This window comes from Acinetobacter genomosp. 33YU (genome assembly GCF_001990725.1).
Classification (GTDB): Bacteria; Pseudomonadota; Gammaproteobacteria; order Pseudomonadales; family Moraxellaceae; genus Acinetobacter; species Acinetobacter seifertii.
This window is the reverse complement of record NZ_LFZQ01000009.1, coordinates 126,637-142,704: the sequence shown is the minus strand read 5'-3', so window position 1 is coordinate 142,704 and position 16,068 is coordinate 126,637. Positions and strand designations below refer to the sequence as shown.

General features: G+C 38.6%; 19 protein-coding genes. 11 read left to right on the top strand and 8 right to left on the bottom strand.

Annotated elements, in window-relative coordinates; translation table 11 throughout:
* The first annotated feature begins 28 nt into the window (after positions 1-28).
* The 4 genes from rpsP (at position 29) to rplS (ending at position 2,237) form a co-directional block, all read left to right on the top strand.
* Positions 29-280 (top strand): 30S ribosomal protein S16, encoded by a 252-nt coding sequence (gene rpsP, locus AC056_RS11015; RefSeq protein WP_000260334.1) that lies wholly within the window; start codon positions 29-31, stop codon positions 278-280.
* 19 nt (positions 281-299) lie between these two features.
* The gene (gene rimM, locus AC056_RS11010; RefSeq protein WP_077163628.1) at positions 300-848 is read left to right on the top strand and encodes a ribosome maturation factor RimM; all 549 of its coding nucleotides are present in this window, start codon (positions 300-302) and stop codon (positions 846-848) included.
* Between the two features lie 45 nt (positions 849-893).
* Positions 894-1,649, top strand: a complete 756-nt coding sequence (trmD, locus tag AC056_RS11005; RefSeq protein ID WP_077163627.1) for a tRNA (guanosine(37)-N1)-methyltransferase TrmD — start codon at positions 894-896, stop codon at positions 1,647-1,649.
* 219 nt (positions 1,650-1,868) lie between these two features.
* Entirely contained in the window at positions 1,869-2,237 is a 369-nt protein-coding gene (rplS, locus tag AC056_RS11000) for a 50S ribosomal protein L19 (protein WP_002116654.1), read from the top strand.
* Positions 2,238-2,290: 53 nt separating this feature from the next.
* Here the strand turns inward: rplS and AC056_RS10995 are convergent, their stop codons facing one another.
* A complete protein-coding gene (locus AC056_RS10995) occupies positions 2,291-3,232 on the bottom strand; it encodes a lipase family alpha/beta hydrolase (protein ID WP_077163626.1) in 942 nt (313 codons plus the stop codon).
* 119 nt (positions 3,233-3,351) lie between these two features.
* Entirely contained in the window at positions 3,352-4,386 is a 1,035-nt protein-coding gene (locus tag AC056_RS10990) for a lipase secretion chaperone (protein ID WP_077163625.1), read from the bottom strand.
* A gap of 153 nt (positions 4,387-4,539) precedes the next feature.
* Here AC056_RS10990 and truB point away from each other — a divergent pair, with 153 nt between their 5' ends.
* From truB to AC056_RS10975, 3 genes are all read left to right on the top strand, one after another.
* Complete coding sequence (truB, locus tag AC056_RS10985) at positions 4,540-5,445, top strand: tRNA pseudouridine(55) synthase TruB (protein WP_004705248.1); 906 nt, start codon at positions 4,540-4,542, stop codon at positions 5,443-5,445.
* A gap of 31 nt (positions 5,446-5,476) precedes the next feature.
* Positions 5,477-6,253 (top strand): sulfite exporter TauE/SafE family protein, encoded by a 777-nt coding sequence (locus tag AC056_RS10980; protein WP_004705250.1) that lies wholly within the window; start codon positions 5,477-5,479, stop codon positions 6,251-6,253.
* 214 nt (positions 6,254-6,467) lie between these two features.
* Positions 6,468-6,908, top strand: a complete 441-nt coding sequence (locus AC056_RS10975) for a hemerythrin domain-containing protein (protein ID WP_077163624.1) — start codon at positions 6,468-6,470, stop codon at positions 6,906-6,908.
* Positions 6,909-6,919: 11 nt separating this feature from the next.
* On the opposite strand, the gene AC056_RS10970 is transcribed toward AC056_RS10975, so the two are convergent.
* From AC056_RS10970 to serA, 3 genes are all read right to left on the bottom strand, one after another.
* On the bottom strand, positions 6,920-7,783 hold the full coding sequence (locus AC056_RS10970; protein ID WP_039250541.1) for an EamA family transporter: 864 nt from the start codon (positions 7,781-7,783) through the stop codon (positions 6,920-6,922).
* 89 nt (positions 7,784-7,872) lie between these two features.
* The gene (locus AC056_RS10965; RefSeq protein WP_077163791.1) at positions 7,873-8,757 is read right to left on the bottom strand and encodes an EamA family transporter; all 885 of its coding nucleotides are present in this window, start codon (positions 8,755-8,757) and stop codon (positions 7,873-7,875) included.
* A 98-nt stretch (positions 8,758-8,855) separates the two neighbouring features.
* Positions 8,856-10,088 carry a phosphoglycerate dehydrogenase gene (gene serA, locus AC056_RS10960; protein ID WP_004705258.1) on the bottom strand — a complete coding sequence of 411 codons (1,233 nt, stop codon included), beginning with the start codon at positions 10,086-10,088 and terminating at the stop codon, positions 8,856-8,858.
* Between the two features lie 378 nt (positions 10,089-10,466).
* On the opposite strand from serA, the gene AC056_RS10955 reads away from it, so the two are divergent.
* Together AC056_RS10955 and AC056_RS10950 are read left to right on the top strand one after the other, a co-directional pair.
* Complete coding sequence (locus tag AC056_RS10955; RefSeq protein ID WP_002116692.1) at positions 10,467-11,876, top strand: FAD-binding oxidoreductase; 1,410 nt, start codon at positions 10,467-10,469, stop codon at positions 11,874-11,876.
* A gap of 94 nt (positions 11,877-11,970) precedes the next feature.
* Positions 11,971-12,339, top strand: a complete 369-nt coding sequence (locus AC056_RS10950; RefSeq protein ID WP_049066352.1) for a hypothetical protein — start codon at positions 11,971-11,973, stop codon at positions 12,337-12,339.
* Positions 12,340-12,383: 44 nt separating this feature from the next.
* Here the strand turns inward: AC056_RS10950 and AC056_RS10945 are convergent, their stop codons facing one another.
* Complete coding sequence (locus AC056_RS10945; protein WP_077163623.1) at positions 12,384-12,698, bottom strand: putative quinol monooxygenase; 315 nt, start codon at positions 12,696-12,698, stop codon at positions 12,384-12,386.
* Between the two features lie 13 nt (positions 12,699-12,711).
* The gene (locus AC056_RS10940; RefSeq protein ID WP_077163622.1) at positions 12,712-13,299 is read right to left on the bottom strand and encodes an NAD(P)H-dependent oxidoreductase; all 588 of its coding nucleotides are present in this window, start codon (positions 13,297-13,299) and stop codon (positions 12,712-12,714) included.
* 221 nt (positions 13,300-13,520) lie between these two features.
* Here AC056_RS10940 and AC056_RS10935 point away from each other — a divergent pair, with 221 nt between their 5' ends.
* Positions 13,521-13,886: a hypothetical protein gene (locus AC056_RS10935; protein ID WP_077163621.1), complete on the top strand. Its 366-nt coding sequence runs from the start codon at positions 13,521-13,523 to the stop codon at positions 13,884-13,886.
* Positions 13,887-14,254: 368 nt separating this feature from the next.
* The gene (locus AC056_RS10930) at positions 14,255-15,484 is read left to right on the top strand and encodes an MFS transporter (RefSeq protein ID WP_077163620.1); all 1,230 of its coding nucleotides are present in this window, start codon (positions 14,255-14,257) and stop codon (positions 15,482-15,484) included.
* Between the two features lie 35 nt (positions 15,485-15,519).
* Here the strand turns inward: AC056_RS10930 and AC056_RS10925 are convergent, their stop codons facing one another.
* Positions 15,520-16,056 carry a hypothetical protein gene (locus AC056_RS10925; protein WP_077163619.1) on the bottom strand — a complete coding sequence of 179 codons (537 nt, stop codon included), beginning with the start codon at positions 16,054-16,056 and terminating at the stop codon, positions 15,520-15,522.
* Positions 16,057-16,068 lie beyond the last annotated feature (12 nt).

Genomic DNA, 16,068 nt, shown 5'->3' with positions numbered 1-16,068 from the left:
AATCCGTAAGAATTATAAGGCTTTTATCATGGTTGTTATTCGTTTAGCACGTGGCGGCGCAAAAAAACGTCCATTCTATCAAATCGTTGTGACTGATAGCCGCAATGCACGTGATGGTCGTTTCATCGAGCGTATCGGTTTCTTTAACCCGACTGCACAAGGTCAAGCAGAAAAACTTCGTTTAGATGCAGACCGTTTTGCTCACTGGGTTTCTCAAGGTGCTCAACCTTCAGAACGTGTTGCTTCTTTAGCTGCTCAAGCTAAAAAAGCTACTGCATAATTATTGTAGTAGGTAGCCCATGACACCAACACAGAATGTTCCCGAAGATCGTATTCAGATTGGACAGTTACGTTCAGCTTATGGATTGAATGGGTGGCTCTGGGTGTATTCCAATACAGAACCTATGAGCAACATGTTTGACTACCTGCCTTGGTACATTGAGACCAAGGCCGGTTGGCAAACAATAGATGTAAAACGTTGGAAACCACATGGCAAAGGCTTAGTAGTTGCTTTGAAAGGTGTGAGTGATCGCACTGGAGCAGAAAACTTGGTTGGCGCTAATATCTGGATTGCTAAGTCTCAACTGCCAAAAGCAGATGTAGGTGAGTATTACTGGTCAGATTTAAAAGGCTTAACAGTGTTAGGGCTTGATGATGAAGAACAGGAAGTTAACTTAGGGCAAATTCATGAGTTATTTGAAACTGGAGCTAATGATGTGATGGTTGTACGCGCTACACCAGACAGCATTGATTCAGAAGAACGCATGATTCCTTGGCATAAAGATGTGGTACAGCGCGTTGATCTTGAAGCTGGTCGCATTTACGTCAATTGGGGCGTAGATTATTAATCCTTTTTTAAGGATTAACGCAGTAGGAAAATAGAGGAGTCTGCGGTGTTTTTTGCAGTCATTACGCTTTTTCCTGAAATGTTTGAAGCGATTACAGCGTACGGGATTAGCGGACGCGCAGCAAAGCGTGACATTGTACAAGTAACTTGTATTAATCCACGTGATTTTGCTGAAGGGAGTTACCGAAGAGTGGATGAACGTCCATTTGGTGGTGGTCCCGGTATGGTGATGATGGCTGAGCCTTTAGCAAAAGCAATTAACCATGCCAAACAACTTGCTTCGCAAGCAGGGTGTGTTCATGTACCTGTGGTGTATATGTCTCCACAAGGCAAAACTTTAAATGAACAGGCAGTACAGAAGTTTGTCGATTATGACGGCTTGATTGTATTGTGTGGACGTTATGAAGGTGTCGATGAGCGTTTGATCCAGCATTATGTTGATCAGGAATGGTCAATTGGAGATTATGTTTTATCTGGCGGTGAACTACCTGCTATGGTGTTGCTTGATAGTATTATTCGCCGTTTGCCGAATGTAATGTCAGATGAGCAATCAGCGATACAGGATTCTTTTGTAGATGGTCTTTTAGATTGTCCTCAATACACTAAGCCAGACCATTTTGAAGGTTTGGATGTTCCTGAAATTTTAAAGTCAGGACACCATGCTAATATTGAAAAATGGCGATTTTTGCAGCGATATCAACGAACTTTAGAACGCCGACCAGAGTTGGCTGAAAAAGTTGAGTTGACTAAGCAACAAAAAAAATGGCTAAAAGATATAAAAGAGAATGGTGGTAATTTTTAATTGCTGTTCTCAGGAACGAAAGTTCTAAAACAGGACGAGAAGCATTGCTTCGAGTTAAAGCATAAGTCTATTTCATAAATAGTTTTATGTATATTTAAAGGCTCTTTATAGACATATTGTCGTAAAGGGAAAGATAAACGGGTTGATATGCGCTTTAGCCTCTATCCCCAGCGGAATCTCAGACCTCTTCTGACTCCGCACATATTGGAGATTCCCACAATGAGTGGTAAACATCCTTTAGTTCAAGCTGTTGAAAATGCACAGTTAAAATCTGATATCCCTGCTTTTGCACCAGGTGACACTGTTATTGTCCAAGTAAAAGTAAAAGAGGGTGATCGTGAACGTCTTCAAGCATTTGAAGGTGTTGTAATCGCTAAGAAAAACCGTGGTTTGAACTCTGCGTTCACAGTACGTAAAATTTCTAGCGGTGTTGGTGTTGAGCGTGTATTCCAAACTCACTCACCAGTTGTTGCTAAAATCGAAGTGAAACGTCGTGGTGACGTTCGTCGTGCTAAACTTTACTACCTCCGTGACTTGTCTGGTAAAGCTGCACGCATTCGTGAAAAATTACCAGCTCGTAAAGCGTAAGCTTATACCGAGTAAAAAAATGCGCCCAGAGGCGCATTTTTTTTCTTTAAAAATTATAGTCCTTGTAGTTTTAAACGGTTGGCATGTTGACGGTAAACCGAGACAGGATCGGCCGCAAAGATGGAGCGTATACCAAGCACTTGGTTTACTTCATCTAAATGGTTCCAGTTGTAGTCATCACGAATAGTTTTACCAAATTTGGCACTACATCTAGAAACTAAACCATCATTATCTCCTAATGGATCGACAACTAAACTGCTACCAGTTAATGCAATATCAAAAGGATCTAAAAGATTGGTCAGCGCTTTATTACCTGAGAACGAATACATATAAATACCTTTCTCTTGATAAGCACCCTCGCCGCAAGAAGTTGTAGGCATACCCATAGGGAATTGAGCATTAAACTGTGCAGAACCTTGAGTAGATAAGCTGTGAGCACCTGCTAAAGAGTCATGGGGGTAACTTGTTGGATCGAGGCCCTCTGCCCAAGTAATTGCTGCTGAAAACCAATTTACTAGTGTTGCCAGTTTTGACAGAGGAGTACCCTCAACGTTCAATATGACATCTGCCATTGGAGATCCTTTGTTAGGTGCTCCAATCGTCGTAAGTGAGGCAACTTTTTCTGGCATGATGCCAGCGACATAGCGAATTGTTGGTCCCCCATGACTATGTCCAATCAAGTTGACTTTGGGTTTTCCGGTAATGGCAATAATTTCTTCTACTTGTTGGGCAAGTTGTTCTCCGCGAACTTCGGTTGAGTTAAACGGTGAAACCCTTGTTGCCCATACATTTCCTCCATTACGAGCAAGGTCAGGAAGAATCTGATACCAATAGTCCAGACCAAGTGTATCTGTCCCAACTCTGCTAAAACCAGCCATACCATGGTTAAAAACCAATGGATATTTAGTTTGGGCATAATTTGAGTAGACAAATGAGCCTTTTACTTGCTCTGCATTTGTAGCATGGGCTGTTGAAATGCTCAGTCCTGAGAGCATTGCTGCACAGAAAAATATTAAGTTCCTTTTCATTTTTTACTCACTATTTTTATTTTGTATGAGCAGCAGCTTTATTTTGCTGCTGGATTAAGATTTGGCTAACTTTGGAATAGAAAAGCCTAGTAGCTAAATGGTAATTCACCTCCTTTGTCATGGACTTTTTCAAAAGTTTGAAGACGAAGTTGTTCCTGTGAAGAGCTAAATTGTTGTTGGCGTAGTTGTTGAATCGCTTGATTTTTTGCGCTATCACTCATACTACTATTCAGCACTTCATCACGTTGATTTAGGTAGCCTGTAACTCGCTGTTGCCAAGCATTACGCTGTGTATCTAAAGTTTCTAATCTTTGTGTTGCCTCGGCTCCAACAAGTGCTGTACGCATTTGTCGCAGTTCCTCTGCTGAGCCATTACGGGCTTTAATTTGTTTGGTCAGCGTATGTAAATCATCAAGTTTTGATAGCTCTTGCAGGTTTTGTTGCCAATCTGCTGGTAGTTGTCCAAATCGTTCTTTGAGCTTTTGAGCCTTTTCAATTTCACTTAAAGATGAGTCTTCCAGAATTTTCATACGATCTAATGTGTAGTTCTGATAAACGTCTTCTGTTGAAAATAGGCCTTCAATTTCGGACGCTGAAAAGAAGCGCTTTCTGATATCTTGAATTGAATTAAAAATTTTTTGAAAATAACTTTGATCTTGTTGTTTAGATTGAGGTGTTTGAATGTGTGCAAGTTCTTCACGGTATTTTAAATAACGATTCCATAAATCAATGATTTGTGAGCGAGTTGGTTCTAAATACTGATCTTGTATAAATTTCTCAAAATGAGTTTTAACTTGTTGTAAATTCCCTTCGCCATACTGCGTAATAAAATATTCAAAGCAGTCGCGTGTCTGACTATTCACAACTAAATGTTGGTTGCTATCAACTTTTAGCTGGCAATTCACTTGGGTATCTTGCTGACTTTTGCTTGAATAAATATTTTGATTTAATGATGAATTTAAAGTGGTTTGAGAAGTGGCTGCTAAGCTTTTTGCCTCCTCTTGATTACGCTGAGGTAAGGCGCTTTTTGAGTCTGGGCTCAGCCAATATACACATGCAATGAGGCTCAAAATAAAAAATCCAAGCACACACCACAATATCTTTTTCTGCATCCTTTGCATAAAGATATCTTCCTTAAGTTTTAATTTGTTGTTTTTTTACTCGATTAATAATGTGCCATAAAATAAGTGAAAACGCACCTAAATATTCTGAAAATATCTTGCCGAATTTGCTAACATGTCGGCACTTTTCTCTAGCTTTGTGTCCCAGTAAAAATGACGACAAAAAATCAAAAAATTTCTCGTCGCCATATCAGTGGTGTATTTCTTTTAAACAAACCATTAGGCCTAAGTTCAAACGCTGCTTTGCAAAAAGTACGTTGGCTATACCGTGCCCAAAAAGCAGGGCATACTGGTGCGTTAGATCCATTAGCAACAGGTTTACTTCCCGTTTGTTTAGGGGAGGCAACTAAATTTTCACATTATTTACTGGACTCTACAAAGCGATACCAAACCACTGTTCGTTTGGGGCAAACCACAACAACTGGTGATGTAGAGGGCGATATTTTACAAGAGCGTCCTGTTCCTGTTCTTACAGAAGAGCTTATTGAGCAAACTCTAGAAAAATTTAGAGGTGATATTCAACAAGTTCCTCCAATGTATTCTGCCTTGAAAAAAGAAGGTAGACCTTTATATGAACTTGCCCGAAAAGGTATTGAGATTGAACGTGAAGCGCGTCCAGTTACGATTTATGCGCTAGAGTTAGTCGAGTTTACCGAAAATAGTATCACTCTCGATGTAACCTGTTCTAAAGGGACATACATCCGTGTACTCGGTGAAGATATTGGTGAAGCACTTGGCTGTGGCGGGCATTTAACAATGCTGAATCGGACTCAAACAGGACATTTTGAGTTGATCCCAAGTTATACCATTGAATATTTGGAAAGCTTAAACGAAGAGCAAAGAGAAGCATTGTTATTACCAGTTTATGCACCAGTTGACCATTTCTTGAAAATTCAAGTTCCTGAGGGACGTGAAAAATATTTTTGCAACGGTTTAGAAAGCAATATTGATCATTCTGCGGAAGCAGAAGTTTTGGTTTTTTCGGGTGAGCGCTGTTTAGGGTTAGCTGAAATTACTGATAAAAAGCGGTTGGTACCTAAGCGTATCTTAAATTTGTAGTAGATGTAGAGTATAAAGCATGGGCATGGGCATGGGCATGGAATGGGATGTTATCCTTAGTTTGATCTTTTTTGCGTTTACTGCGGGAGCGATTGATGCTGCTGTGGGTGGCGGCGGACTCATCCAGATTCCCGGTATTATGAGCACTTTCCCGACCATGCAGACTGCAACGGTGATTGGCACTAATAAAGTTTCATCGATTTTTGGTACTGCATCGGCGGCTTATACATTTGCAAAACGAGTAAAACTGCAATGGAAGCTTCTTGCTGTGATTGCTGTTTGTGCTCTCATTAGCTCATTTGCTGGAGCAGCCTGTTTATCACTTATTCCCCAATCGGTTTTACGTCCATTTGTGTTTGTAATGTTGATCGTAATTGCGATTTATACTTTACTTAAAAAGAACTTTGGACAAGTTCATACCGAGCAGAAAATTACTACGAAAATGCTTGTTCTAGCGGGTATTGGTAGTTTGGCAATCGGTTTTTATGACGGTATTTTTGGACCAGGTACCGGTAGTTTCTTTATCTTTTTCTTTATCCGTTTTTTACAAGTCGATTTTTTGCATGCCTCGGCATTGTCGAAAATTGGTAATTTCATGACCAATCTTGCAGCGTTGAGTTTTTTTATTCCTACGGGTCACGCTATTTTACATATTGGTTTAATGATGGCGGCAGCCAACGTATTAGGTTCTATTGTTGGAGTGCGGACTGCACTCAAATACGGTAGCGGTTTTGTACGTATTATCTTTTTAGTTTTGGTCAGTATCTTAATTTGCCGTTTGGGTTATCAGATGTTTGTGACTGGCTAAAATAGTGTGAAAAGTATGAACTGATTTTAAAAACAGCAGTTCATACTTTTATGTATCAATTGAAATTAGAAATATAAAAATCATTACAGAAATTTACTAGAAAGAAAACTGTGTAAAAAATAGTCTCACTTTAAGCTACGGAAACCATATAAATTTCAACGTATGATAAGCATTGAAATAAAAAAAGATTTTTTAGCTAAAAATGAGGAAGAGAATGAATATTTTCGAAGCATTAAGAGAAAGCCATGAAAATCAACGCAACCTTTCTGAAAAATTAGTCCAAACACATGGTTTAACCGAAGAACGAAAAGAATTATTTGATGCATTAAAAAATGAACTTTATGCCCATTCGGTTGCCGAAGACCGTTACTTATATATTCCTTTAATGTTTGATGATATCGGTTTAGATATTACCCGACATGCTTTATCTGAACATCATGAAATGGATGAGTTAGTTGAGCAGCTTGAAAAAACCGATATGAGTAGTCCTAGCTGGTTGGCAACTGCGAAACAGTTAAGTGAAAAAGTTCATCATCATTTAAAAGAAGAAGAACATAAATTTTTTCAGCAAGCTGGAAAAATTCTTAAAGATAGTGAAAAAGAAAAACTTGGTAATCAATATTTAAAGGAATATAAGAAGTATAAAAAACAGTAGTAGGATTATATCTATGATGCTGTTTTAGTACTTCTTAGAGTAACCCCAATTGAAGCGAGCATTACGCAAGCTAAAGCCACCCATTGCAGCATACTGATTTCTTCATGAAGTAATAAGAAGCCCGTTAATGCTGCTAATGCGGGTGCCAAACTTGTTAGGGTACCGTAAGTTAATTTATTAAGTTGTTTGAGAGCCATTAAGTCGAGTGCATAAGGAATAGCAGTCGCTAAAACCGCAATAAGTAAGGCTTTACCCCAATACTGTGTTTCAAGTAATGCTGGGCCATTATACCAAATACCAATTGGTAATAAGGCAAGCGCAGATATCGCGATCGCAATTGTTAAGGCATGCATTCCTATATTTTGGGTCACGACCTTGTGACCAAAATAAATATAGAAGGCCCAACATAGACCTGCACCCAGTGCACAAGCAGCACCTACATATGAAAAATGATGCTGTGTTGAGTCTTGCCATGGCACCATGAGCGCAATGCCTAACATAGCAAATGCTACCCAAATGTAGTCACTCTTTCGCTTAATCGAAAGTAGAGCAAGACCTAATGGTCCAATAAATTCTAAGCCTACCGCGATCCCCTGAGGTAGTTTTCCTAAAGACGTATAAAATAAAATATTCATTAGCCCTAAAGATGCGCAATACATTAATAAATCATGCCATTTTAGATAGGGTAAACGAGACCAGATTTTCCACGAACGGAACATGATTGCAACAATAATAGTCGCAAAACTTAATCTTAAAATAGTAACTGTCAGAGGATCTAAAGCTGCAATAAGTTGCTTAGCAAATGAAGCGCTGATTTGATATGAAACCATCGACAAAATCATATATAGCACAGCAATAAATGGAAGATTTTGCATGGACATACCTTAGTGCTTCATTTGATACTTAAAATTAATAGCGGCCAATTATAGCCAACATTGCATTTTAGCTGGCAGTTCTTAACCAACTAAACTGCGATTTTTTCGCGTTCCTGACGGGCTTTTTGGGTGGTTATGGTGCAGCCGACAGAAGCGATAATAATGGTGGCGAGAGCTAGCCATTGATTCCATAACAAATACTCACCTAAGAATATGAAACCAGACAATGCTGCGACTGCGGGTTCTAAGCTCATCAGTGTTCCGAAACTTAATGGTGTCAAATTGCGTAATGCAAGCATTTCTAAGGAAAAGGGAAGTGCACTGGCTAAGATTGCTAAGCCAATAAAATAAAATAGATAAGGCAGTTCTATCACTTGACCAATCGAGCTTGAAAAAAAGGTAATGGGTAATAAGATGCATGCACCCACAGACATTCCTAAACACACAGTATGATTACCTGAAATACCAGAAGGTTTTTGTCCTGCAATAATATAGAGTGCCCAACAAGCACCTGCACTCATTGCAAACAAAACCCCAATCCAGTCTAGGCCATGTGCTTGATTAAAAGGGAATAATAAAATAAGCCCAACAATCGCAAAACTTACCCAAACAAAATCGTATTTTTGTCGCGCATGATATAAAGCCACGCTTAATGGGCCAATAAATTCAAAAGCAACCGCAATACCAATTGGTAGTCGTTCAATAGACAGATAAAAAAGTGCATTCATACCAGCAAGGGCACAGCCATAGCTTAAAATTGCTTTCCATCGAACCTGACTAAAATTAATTCGCCAGATTTTAAAAATGAAAGCCAGAATAGATGCTCCAATACATAATCGCATTGCGGAAACAGTAAGTACGGGAAAGTTTTGAAATAGGACTTTAGCCAAGGATGCGCTACTTTGAACGCTTAACATGGCAAGAATAAGAAAGCCCAAAGCGTATAGCTGAGTTTTCTGGCTTGAAATTGACATTTTATTATTAGATCGATTGGTATACTTTTCACATGATAATGTAAATACCCATAAAAAAGCCACAGACATTGCTGTGGCTTTTGCATTTACAGTTCGTATTAGAACAATACGCGCACGCGGATTGTACCTTCAACTTCATGCAACATATCTAAAGCTTCGTGAGAAGCAGAAGCGTCAACATCCATAACAAGGTAACCGATGTCACCTTTAGTCATAAGTGATTGACCAGAAATGTTGATGCCTTGTTCAGCAAACAAGTTGTTGATTTTAGACAATACACCCGGTACGTTTTTGTGGATGTGTAGTAAACGGTGTTGACCAGCAGTTAATGGTAACGCGATTTCTGGGAAGTTTACTGCAGAAAGTGTCATACCTTTATCAGAGTAAGCAACAAATTTCTCAGCAACTTCTAAACCGATGTTTGCTTGCGCTTCCATCGTTGAACCACCAACGTGAGGCGTTAAAATCACGTTGTCTAAGCCGCGAAGTGGAGATTGGAATTCTTCACCATTTGCTTTTGGTTCTTTAGGGAACACGTCAACTGCTGCACCAGCAATATGGCCAGATTTGATCGCATCCGCTAAATCTTCAATGACTACACATGTACCACGTGCAGCATTTAAGAAGATCGCGCCTTCTTTCATTTTCGCAAATTGTTCTTTAGTGAAGAAGTTACGTGTAGACGGAACATCTGGTACATGCAGCGTTACAACGTCCGCAGTTGCTAAAAGCTCATCTAAAGAACCAACTTGGCGAGCATTACCCATTGGTAACTTAGTGACTGCATCATAATAAATCACATGCATACCCATGCTTTCAGCAAGAACTGAAAGTTGAGAACCAATGGAACCGTAACCCACAATACCTAAAGTTTTGCCACGAGTTTCAAAAGAACCAACAGCAGACTTGTCCCAACCACCACGATGACAAGCCGCCGATTTTTCAGGAACACGGCGAAGAAGAAGAATTGTTTCAGCAAGTACAAGCTCAGCAACCGAACGCGTATTTGAATACGGTGCGTTGAATACAGGAATACCACGTGCCATTGCTGCTTTAAGATCAACTTGGTTTGTTCCGATACAGAAACAACCTACTGCGATCAATTTATTTGCAGCTTCAAAAACTTCTTCAGTCAATTGGGTACGCGAACGAATACCAATAAAGTGAGCATCTTTAATTGCTTCTTTAAGCGCTTCGCCTTCAAGAGCAGTTTTACGATAGTCAATATTGGTGTAACCCGCAGCGTTTAAAGTGTCGACTGCGTTTTGGTGAACGCCTTCTAACAAAAGGAAACGGATTTTATCTTTAGGTAGTGAAAGATGTTGGCTCATTACGGCTCCGCTACAAAGGCCAAATTTGGTGGCGGTATAATAACATACTGGGCAGCGCTATAGATATTTCGTTTATACCAATGCCTTATGGCAATTTTATCTATGTCTAATCACTTCCGTTTATGGCTTGTCGAACATTTTAAAATATGCTTGGAATATTATTTAAAGTTGTTTTTCTCTAAAAGCTTTATAAAAAAGCATTTATTCGCGTTAAACATGTTTTGTAGTGACAGTATCTCTATTCTGAACTTTATCGCTTGTGTGGTTACATGTAGAATATAGGAGTTCCTTGAACATTATGGCTTTGCTCAGGTGAGAACCCTGAAAATATAAAGTCATAGTCCCACCATAGTTTACTTCTTGCTAGGTCTGCAAACGATGAATGCTCCAGTCGCTTTAACACCTGAGTTACTTACCCAATTAACAGCAATCGTTGGTGAAAACCGTATTAAAACCGATGCTGATAGTCTCGAAAACTGGGGTAAAGATCATACCAAGCATTTTAATCCGAACCCATCGGTCATCGTTTTTCCATCGACCACTGAACAAGTTCAAGCTGTTGTAAAGCTTGCGAACCAGTTTAATGTTGCGATTACCCCATCAGGTGGTCGTACTGGTCTCTCTGCCGGTGCAGTAGCAACCAATGGTGAAATTGTCATTAGCATGGATAAAATGAACCAGATTCTTGAATTTTTCCCAGCAGATCGTATGGTTCGAGTGCAAGCTGGTGTTGTGACTGAACAATTGCAGAATTATGCAGAAGAACAAGGCATGTATTACCCAGTGGACTTTGCGTCAGCGGGTTCTAGCCAGATTGGCGGTAATATCGGTACTAACGCTGGTGGTATTAAAGTCATTAAATATGGCATGACACGTAACTGGGTACTTGGTTTAACGGTAGTTACGGGTAAAGGCGATATTTTACGTTTAAATAAAGGCATGGTTAAAAATGCCACTGGTTATGCATTACAGCATTTGTTTATTGGTGGTGAAGGTACTTTAGGTTTAGTGACTGAAGCAGAAATTAAACTTGAGCGTCAACCACAAAACTTACAAGTTTTAGTGTTAGGTGTTCCTGATTTTGATGCAGTAATGCCTGTATTACATGCGTTCCAAAAAGATATCGACTTAACAGCATTTGAGTTCTTTGGTGAACTTGCAATGCAAAAAGTTTTAGACCACGGACATGTACAACGTCCATTTGAAACTCAATGCCCGTTCTATGTATTGCTTGAGTTTGAAGCACCATATGAGCCGATACTTGATAAAGCAATGGAAATTTTTGAGCATTGTATGGAGCAGGGTTGGGTACTTGATGGCGTAATGAGCCAGAGCCTTGACCAAGTAGAAAGCTTATGGCGTTTACGTGAAGATATTTCTGAATCAATCGCGCCGTTTATTCCATACAAAAATGATATTTCAGTATTAATTACTCATGTACCTGCATTTATTCGTGAGATTGATGCAATTGTTCAAGAGAACTATCCTGATTTTGAAATTTGCTGGTTCGGTCATATCGGTGACGGTAACTTGCACTTAAATATTTTAAAACCTGAAAACTTAACCAAAGATGAGTTCTTTGCAAAATGTCAGGTGGTGAATAAATACGTGTTTGATACCGTTAAAAAATACGATGGTTCAATTTCTGCTGAGCATGGCGTAGGTATGACGAAAAAGCCATATTTAGAATATTCACGTTCACCTGAAGAAATTGAATATATGAAGGCATTGAAAAAAGTATTTGACCCGAACGGTTTGATGAACCCTGGTAAATTATTTGATCTGTAAGAAAGTAGGCATTCTTAGAACTACATAGTTTCTACAGAGTAACCGACAAAGCCATAGCATCATAAAGCTATGGCTTTTGTTTTTGGTGATAAGAATGCAACGTTTATTTTTAATTTCAGCACTTTGTGTTGGACTTTTCACTGGGTGTGCGACGACAAGTAAATTGATTCCTTTTGTGGGTTCGGAAACCCCGATGCAACAAGTACTTAAAGCTCAACCTGAGATTGTAAAAGAGCATAACAATACCTCAGTTCAGCAAGTATTTAACCGTGTAGAATCTCCAACGGTTTCCCGTATTACCGTTATACAAACCGGTTTAATGGATGATTCTGTTTCAGCAATTCGAACAGAATATTCATTTAAATTGGTCGATGAAAAGTGGCAATTGCAAAATAAGCAAACAAGCTACCAATGTGCGCGAGGGAAAGGTTCTAGAGGGTTCCAAACCCAACTTTGTTCTTAAAAATAAAAAGACGATAAATATATCGTCTTTTTTTATGGGTTAAATTATACGCCGCTTTCTAAAATTCTAATTTTGACATCAACGACATCATTTTTAACGGCTGTATGATGCGCTTGCATATGAGGTGTAGCTAAATGAGCTTCAAGATGAGCCACACTTTCCCATTTTTCTAGCATGACAATCGTGTCAGGCTCTTGCGTTTGGAAACTTGCATTTGATTTGTGATCAATTAAAGGTTCATAACCATGGCAACCATCTTCTGCTAAAACAGTTGGAATGATCTTTTGAAAAGCATCCAATACGTTTTGGCGATGCTGTCCACCTGATTGAGTACGAATTTCCGCAATAATGGTAAGCATGGTTTTCTCCTGATTAAGCTGCTGCAAATACAGTGTTTAAGTGTGCTTTATATTCTTCAACGTAACGATCAACTTCAGGCATTTTAATTACGTCGTTTACAATGAAAGTTGGAAGCGTGCTCATACCTAAAAATTGATTGGCTTTATGAAACGGTAAATAAACACCATCTACGCCCACACCGTGGAAGAACTGATCAGCATCATCAAATGCTTCCATAGGTGCATTCCAAGTGAGTGATAGCATATATTTCTTGTCATGAATTAAGCCACCTGAACCATATTTTTTTGAAGCATCTGAGCGGCTACGACCGTCATTTGCATATAGTGAGCCGTGACCTGTCGTAAATACATCATCAATATATTTTTTTACAGTCCACGGTGCACCCATCCACCAGCCTGGCATCTGGTAAATCACAACATCGGCCCATAAGAATTTTTCTACTTCGGCTTCTGTATTGTAGTCGCTATCTGCACGAGTCACTTGAACTTCATGGCCTAGATCAGTGAGATGGTCCGTTGCCAAAGCCGTGAGTGTGTCATTTAATTCACCATTTGAATGGGCAAATTGTTTGGCACCATTAATCACTAAAATATTGCTCATGAAAGTTACTCTAATTAAATTCCTAAATTGATGCATACTTTAGTGAACTTACTCTTAGAGAAAAATGCAGTAATCGGAAAAAGATTATTGATTAAAAATCATGAATTATGCATTAAAAAATTATTTAATTTTTCTCTCTAAACATAAACACTTTACAAAGTTGAATGGAAAAGTTTGTTTATAGCCTTTAGCATCAACGTGAAGTTGTGGTGGAGTTGAGTATGAAAAAAATTGGTTTACTCATGGTGAGTAATTTATTGATTCTGAGCGCATGTACACCGAATACAAACCCGCCTACACCCCAAGCCAATAGTCCGATACAAGCAGTTTTGATTGATCAACCAAACCTTTTAAATAATGCGAGTAATTTAAGTATTTCACAACAAATGAATGCTTTGGATGATGCTTCTAATGCACAAGTAACTATTTTGCAAACTGTGCCTAGCGAAGATGCTATATCAAAAACACGTACCGAATATTTATTAAAGCGTGATCAGACCATTTGGAAAATCGTAAATAAAAAACAAAGTTATCAATGTAAACAAGGGCAGGAAACAACAGATTTCCAAGTCAATCCTTGTCCTTAAGGCTGAATCTTTAGGATATATGTGGATAACTTCAAGGTTATTCACAATATAAAAATGAGTTGATGCTAAGCAAAATATAGAATTTTAAATGGATGAAACTGTCCGATTGCTGATCAATATAAAAAGTGATATTGTGTCATCCGGAAATTAAGCCAAATGGTAAAAATTACCGAATCTCACGTCATACATTTTTTCTTGTCTTAGACACCTTGTGAATACGGTGTTTCACATTCTAAACATGCACTCTCACGGCATATAAAAACTTAATTAAAGATTGACTGACCATACTGTCATCGTGATGACTACATTATTTATTTCAATATGTAGTTGCTGAGACATTTTGGCCGCTATTTTGAAGTGTACAACTCATGAATAATATTCAAACGACAGCGTTGAACCGTACAACGTTGATGTTTCCTTTAGCTTTAGTGCTATTTGAATTTGCGGTTTATATTGGTAATGACCTGATTCAGCCAGCCATGTTGGCAATTACTGAAGATTTTGGTGTGAGTGCAACTTGGGCACCATCTTCAATGTCATTTTATTTATTAGGCGGTGCATCTGTTGCCTGGTTACTTGGGCCTTTATCAGATCGATTGGGTCGTAAGAAAGTTCTTTTGGCCGGTGTTTTATTTTTTGCCTTGTGCTGTTTTTTAATTTTATTAACAAGACAAATTGAACACTTTCTGACATTACGTTTTTTACAAGGTATTGGTCTAAGTGTAATTTCAGCAGTGGGCTATGCAGCGATTCAAGAAAATTTTGCCGAGCGTGATGCTATTAAAGTCATGGCGCTTATGGCAAATATCTCATTGCTTGCACCCTTGCTCGGACCTGTACTTGGCGCATTTTTAATTGATTATGTGTCTTGGCACTGGGGCTTTGTGGCAATTGCTTTACTTGCACTGCTAAGTTGGTTTGGCTTAAAGAAACAAATGCCGAGTCAGAAGGTGAGTGTAACTAAACAACCTTTTAGCTATCTTTTTGATGACTTTAAAAAAGTGTTTAGCAATCGGCAATTCCTTGGTTTAACACTCGCGCTACCGCTTGTAGGTATGCCGCTTATGCTTTGGATTGCGTTATCACCCATTATTTTGGTTGATGAACTCAAGCTAACCAGTGTGCAATATGGATTAGCTCAATTTCCAGTATTTTTAGGCTTAATTGTTGGTAACATCGTTTTAATTAAAATTATTGACCGTTTGGCTTTAGGTAAAACAGTCCTAATTGGTTTACCGATTATGCTCACTGGGACACTCATTTTAATATTAGGCGTTGTCTGGCAAACCTATTTAATTCCTTGTTTGCTTACGGGTATGACACTCATTTGCTTTGGTGAAGGAATTAGCTTTTCAGTATTGTACCGTTTTGCACTGATGTCATCTGAAGTATCAAAAGGAACTGTGGCTGCCGCTGTTTCAATGCTATTGATGACGAGCTTTTTTGCAATGATTGAGTTGGTGCGTTATTTCTATACTCAATTTCATTTATGGGCTTTTGTCTTATCTGCTTTTGCATTTATTGCGCTGTGGTTTACTCAGCCACGTTTAGCTTTAAAACGGGAAATGCAGGAAAGAGTTGCCCAAGACTTACATTAAAAAAATACCGGAATATATATTCCGGTATTTTTTTATCATTCTTGTAACATTTTTTCCATCTCTTCGCGGTCTGCTTCATAGGTACAACCTAACAGTACCATTGGCTTTTTCCCTTTCATTTCTGATAAGTTCAAGTTGTGGTAAAAAGTAACTGAGTCTGAAGTTGCAGGTTCTGTTTTAACTGTACGTACCCCTCTAAACAAAGGAAGCATTGTAAAATCAGGATGCTGAGGAATATCAAATTTCTTTGAAAGTTGCTGAACATTTACATTACGAAAAACGGCAGTTATACCTTGACCAGCCAAAGCAATCTCGTTTGTCTTTAACCCAAATAGTTCAATAGGTTGATTGGTTTTATATAAATAAATGAAAGGTTGGTCTGAATCTTCAATTCTTTTAAAGCCAAGCGCTGTTAAATTTTCATCATATTCGAAAGCAAAATCTGAATAGGTCGAATAATCAGATTTACACTCAATAATCTTTTTTAAATCAGTCCTTTCAAATGCATAAGAACTACTACTCAGCAGTATTAAAATCAAAGAAAGAATCGAAGGAATTTTTGGGAAATGCATTCTTATCCTCAA

Bases quoted from the DNA above. Each gene is read 5' to 3' on its own strand.
- rpsP (WP_000260334.1), top strand. From the start codon at position 29: ATGGTTGTTATTCGTTTAGCACGTGGCGGCGCAAAAAAACGTCCATTC.
- rimM (WP_077163628.1), top strand. From the start codon at position 300: ATGACACCAACACAGAATGTTCCCGAAGATCGTATTCAGATTGGACAG.
- rplS (WP_002116654.1), top strand. From the start codon at position 1,869: ATGAGTGGTAAACATCCTTTAGTTCAAGCTGTTGAAAATGCACAGTTA.
- AC056_RS10995 (WP_077163626.1), bottom strand. From the start codon at position 3,232: ATGCTCTCAGGACTGAGCATTTCAACAGCCCATGCTACAAATGCAGAG.
- AC056_RS10990 (WP_077163625.1), bottom strand. From the start codon at position 4,386: ATGCAAAGGATGCAGAAAAAGATATTGTGGTGTGTGCTTGGATTTTTT.
- truB (WP_004705248.1), top strand. From the start codon at position 4,540: ATGACGACAAAAAATCAAAAAATTTCTCGTCGCCATATCAGTGGTGTA.
- AC056_RS10980 (WP_004705250.1), top strand. From the start codon at position 5,477: ATGGGCATGGAATGGGATGTTATCCTTAGTTTGATCTTTTTTGCGTTT.
- AC056_RS10975 (WP_077163624.1), top strand. From the start codon at position 6,468: ATGAATATTTTCGAAGCATTAAGAGAAAGCCATGAAAATCAACGCAAC.
- AC056_RS10970 (WP_039250541.1), bottom strand. From the start codon at position 7,783: ATGCAAAATCTTCCATTTATTGCTGTGCTATATATGATTTTGTCGATG.
- AC056_RS10965 (WP_077163791.1), bottom strand. From the start codon at position 8,757: ATGTCAATTTCAAGCCAGAAAACTCAGCTATACGCTTTGGGCTTTCTT.
- serA (WP_004705258.1), bottom strand. From the start codon at position 10,088: ATGAGCCAACATCTTTCACTACCTAAAGATAAAATCCGTTTCCTTTTG.
- AC056_RS10955 (WP_002116692.1), top strand. From the start codon at position 10,467: ATGAATGCTCCAGTCGCTTTAACACCTGAGTTACTTACCCAATTAACA.
- AC056_RS10950 (WP_049066352.1), top strand. From the start codon at position 11,971: ATGCAACGTTTATTTTTAATTTCAGCACTTTGTGTTGGACTTTTCACT.
- AC056_RS10945 (WP_077163623.1), bottom strand. From the start codon at position 12,698: ATGCTTACCATTATTGCGGAAATTCGTACTCAATCAGGTGGACAGCAT.
- AC056_RS10940 (WP_077163622.1), bottom strand. From the start codon at position 13,299: ATGAGCAATATTTTAGTGATTAATGGTGCCAAACAATTTGCCCATTCA.
- AC056_RS10935 (WP_077163621.1), top strand. From the start codon at position 13,521: ATGAAAAAAATTGGTTTACTCATGGTGAGTAATTTATTGATTCTGAGC.
- AC056_RS10930 (WP_077163620.1), top strand. From the start codon at position 14,255: ATGAATAATATTCAAACGACAGCGTTGAACCGTACAACGTTGATGTTT.
- AC056_RS10925 (WP_077163619.1), bottom strand. From the start codon at position 16,056: ATGCATTTCCCAAAAATTCCTTCGATTCTTTCTTTGATTTTAATACTG.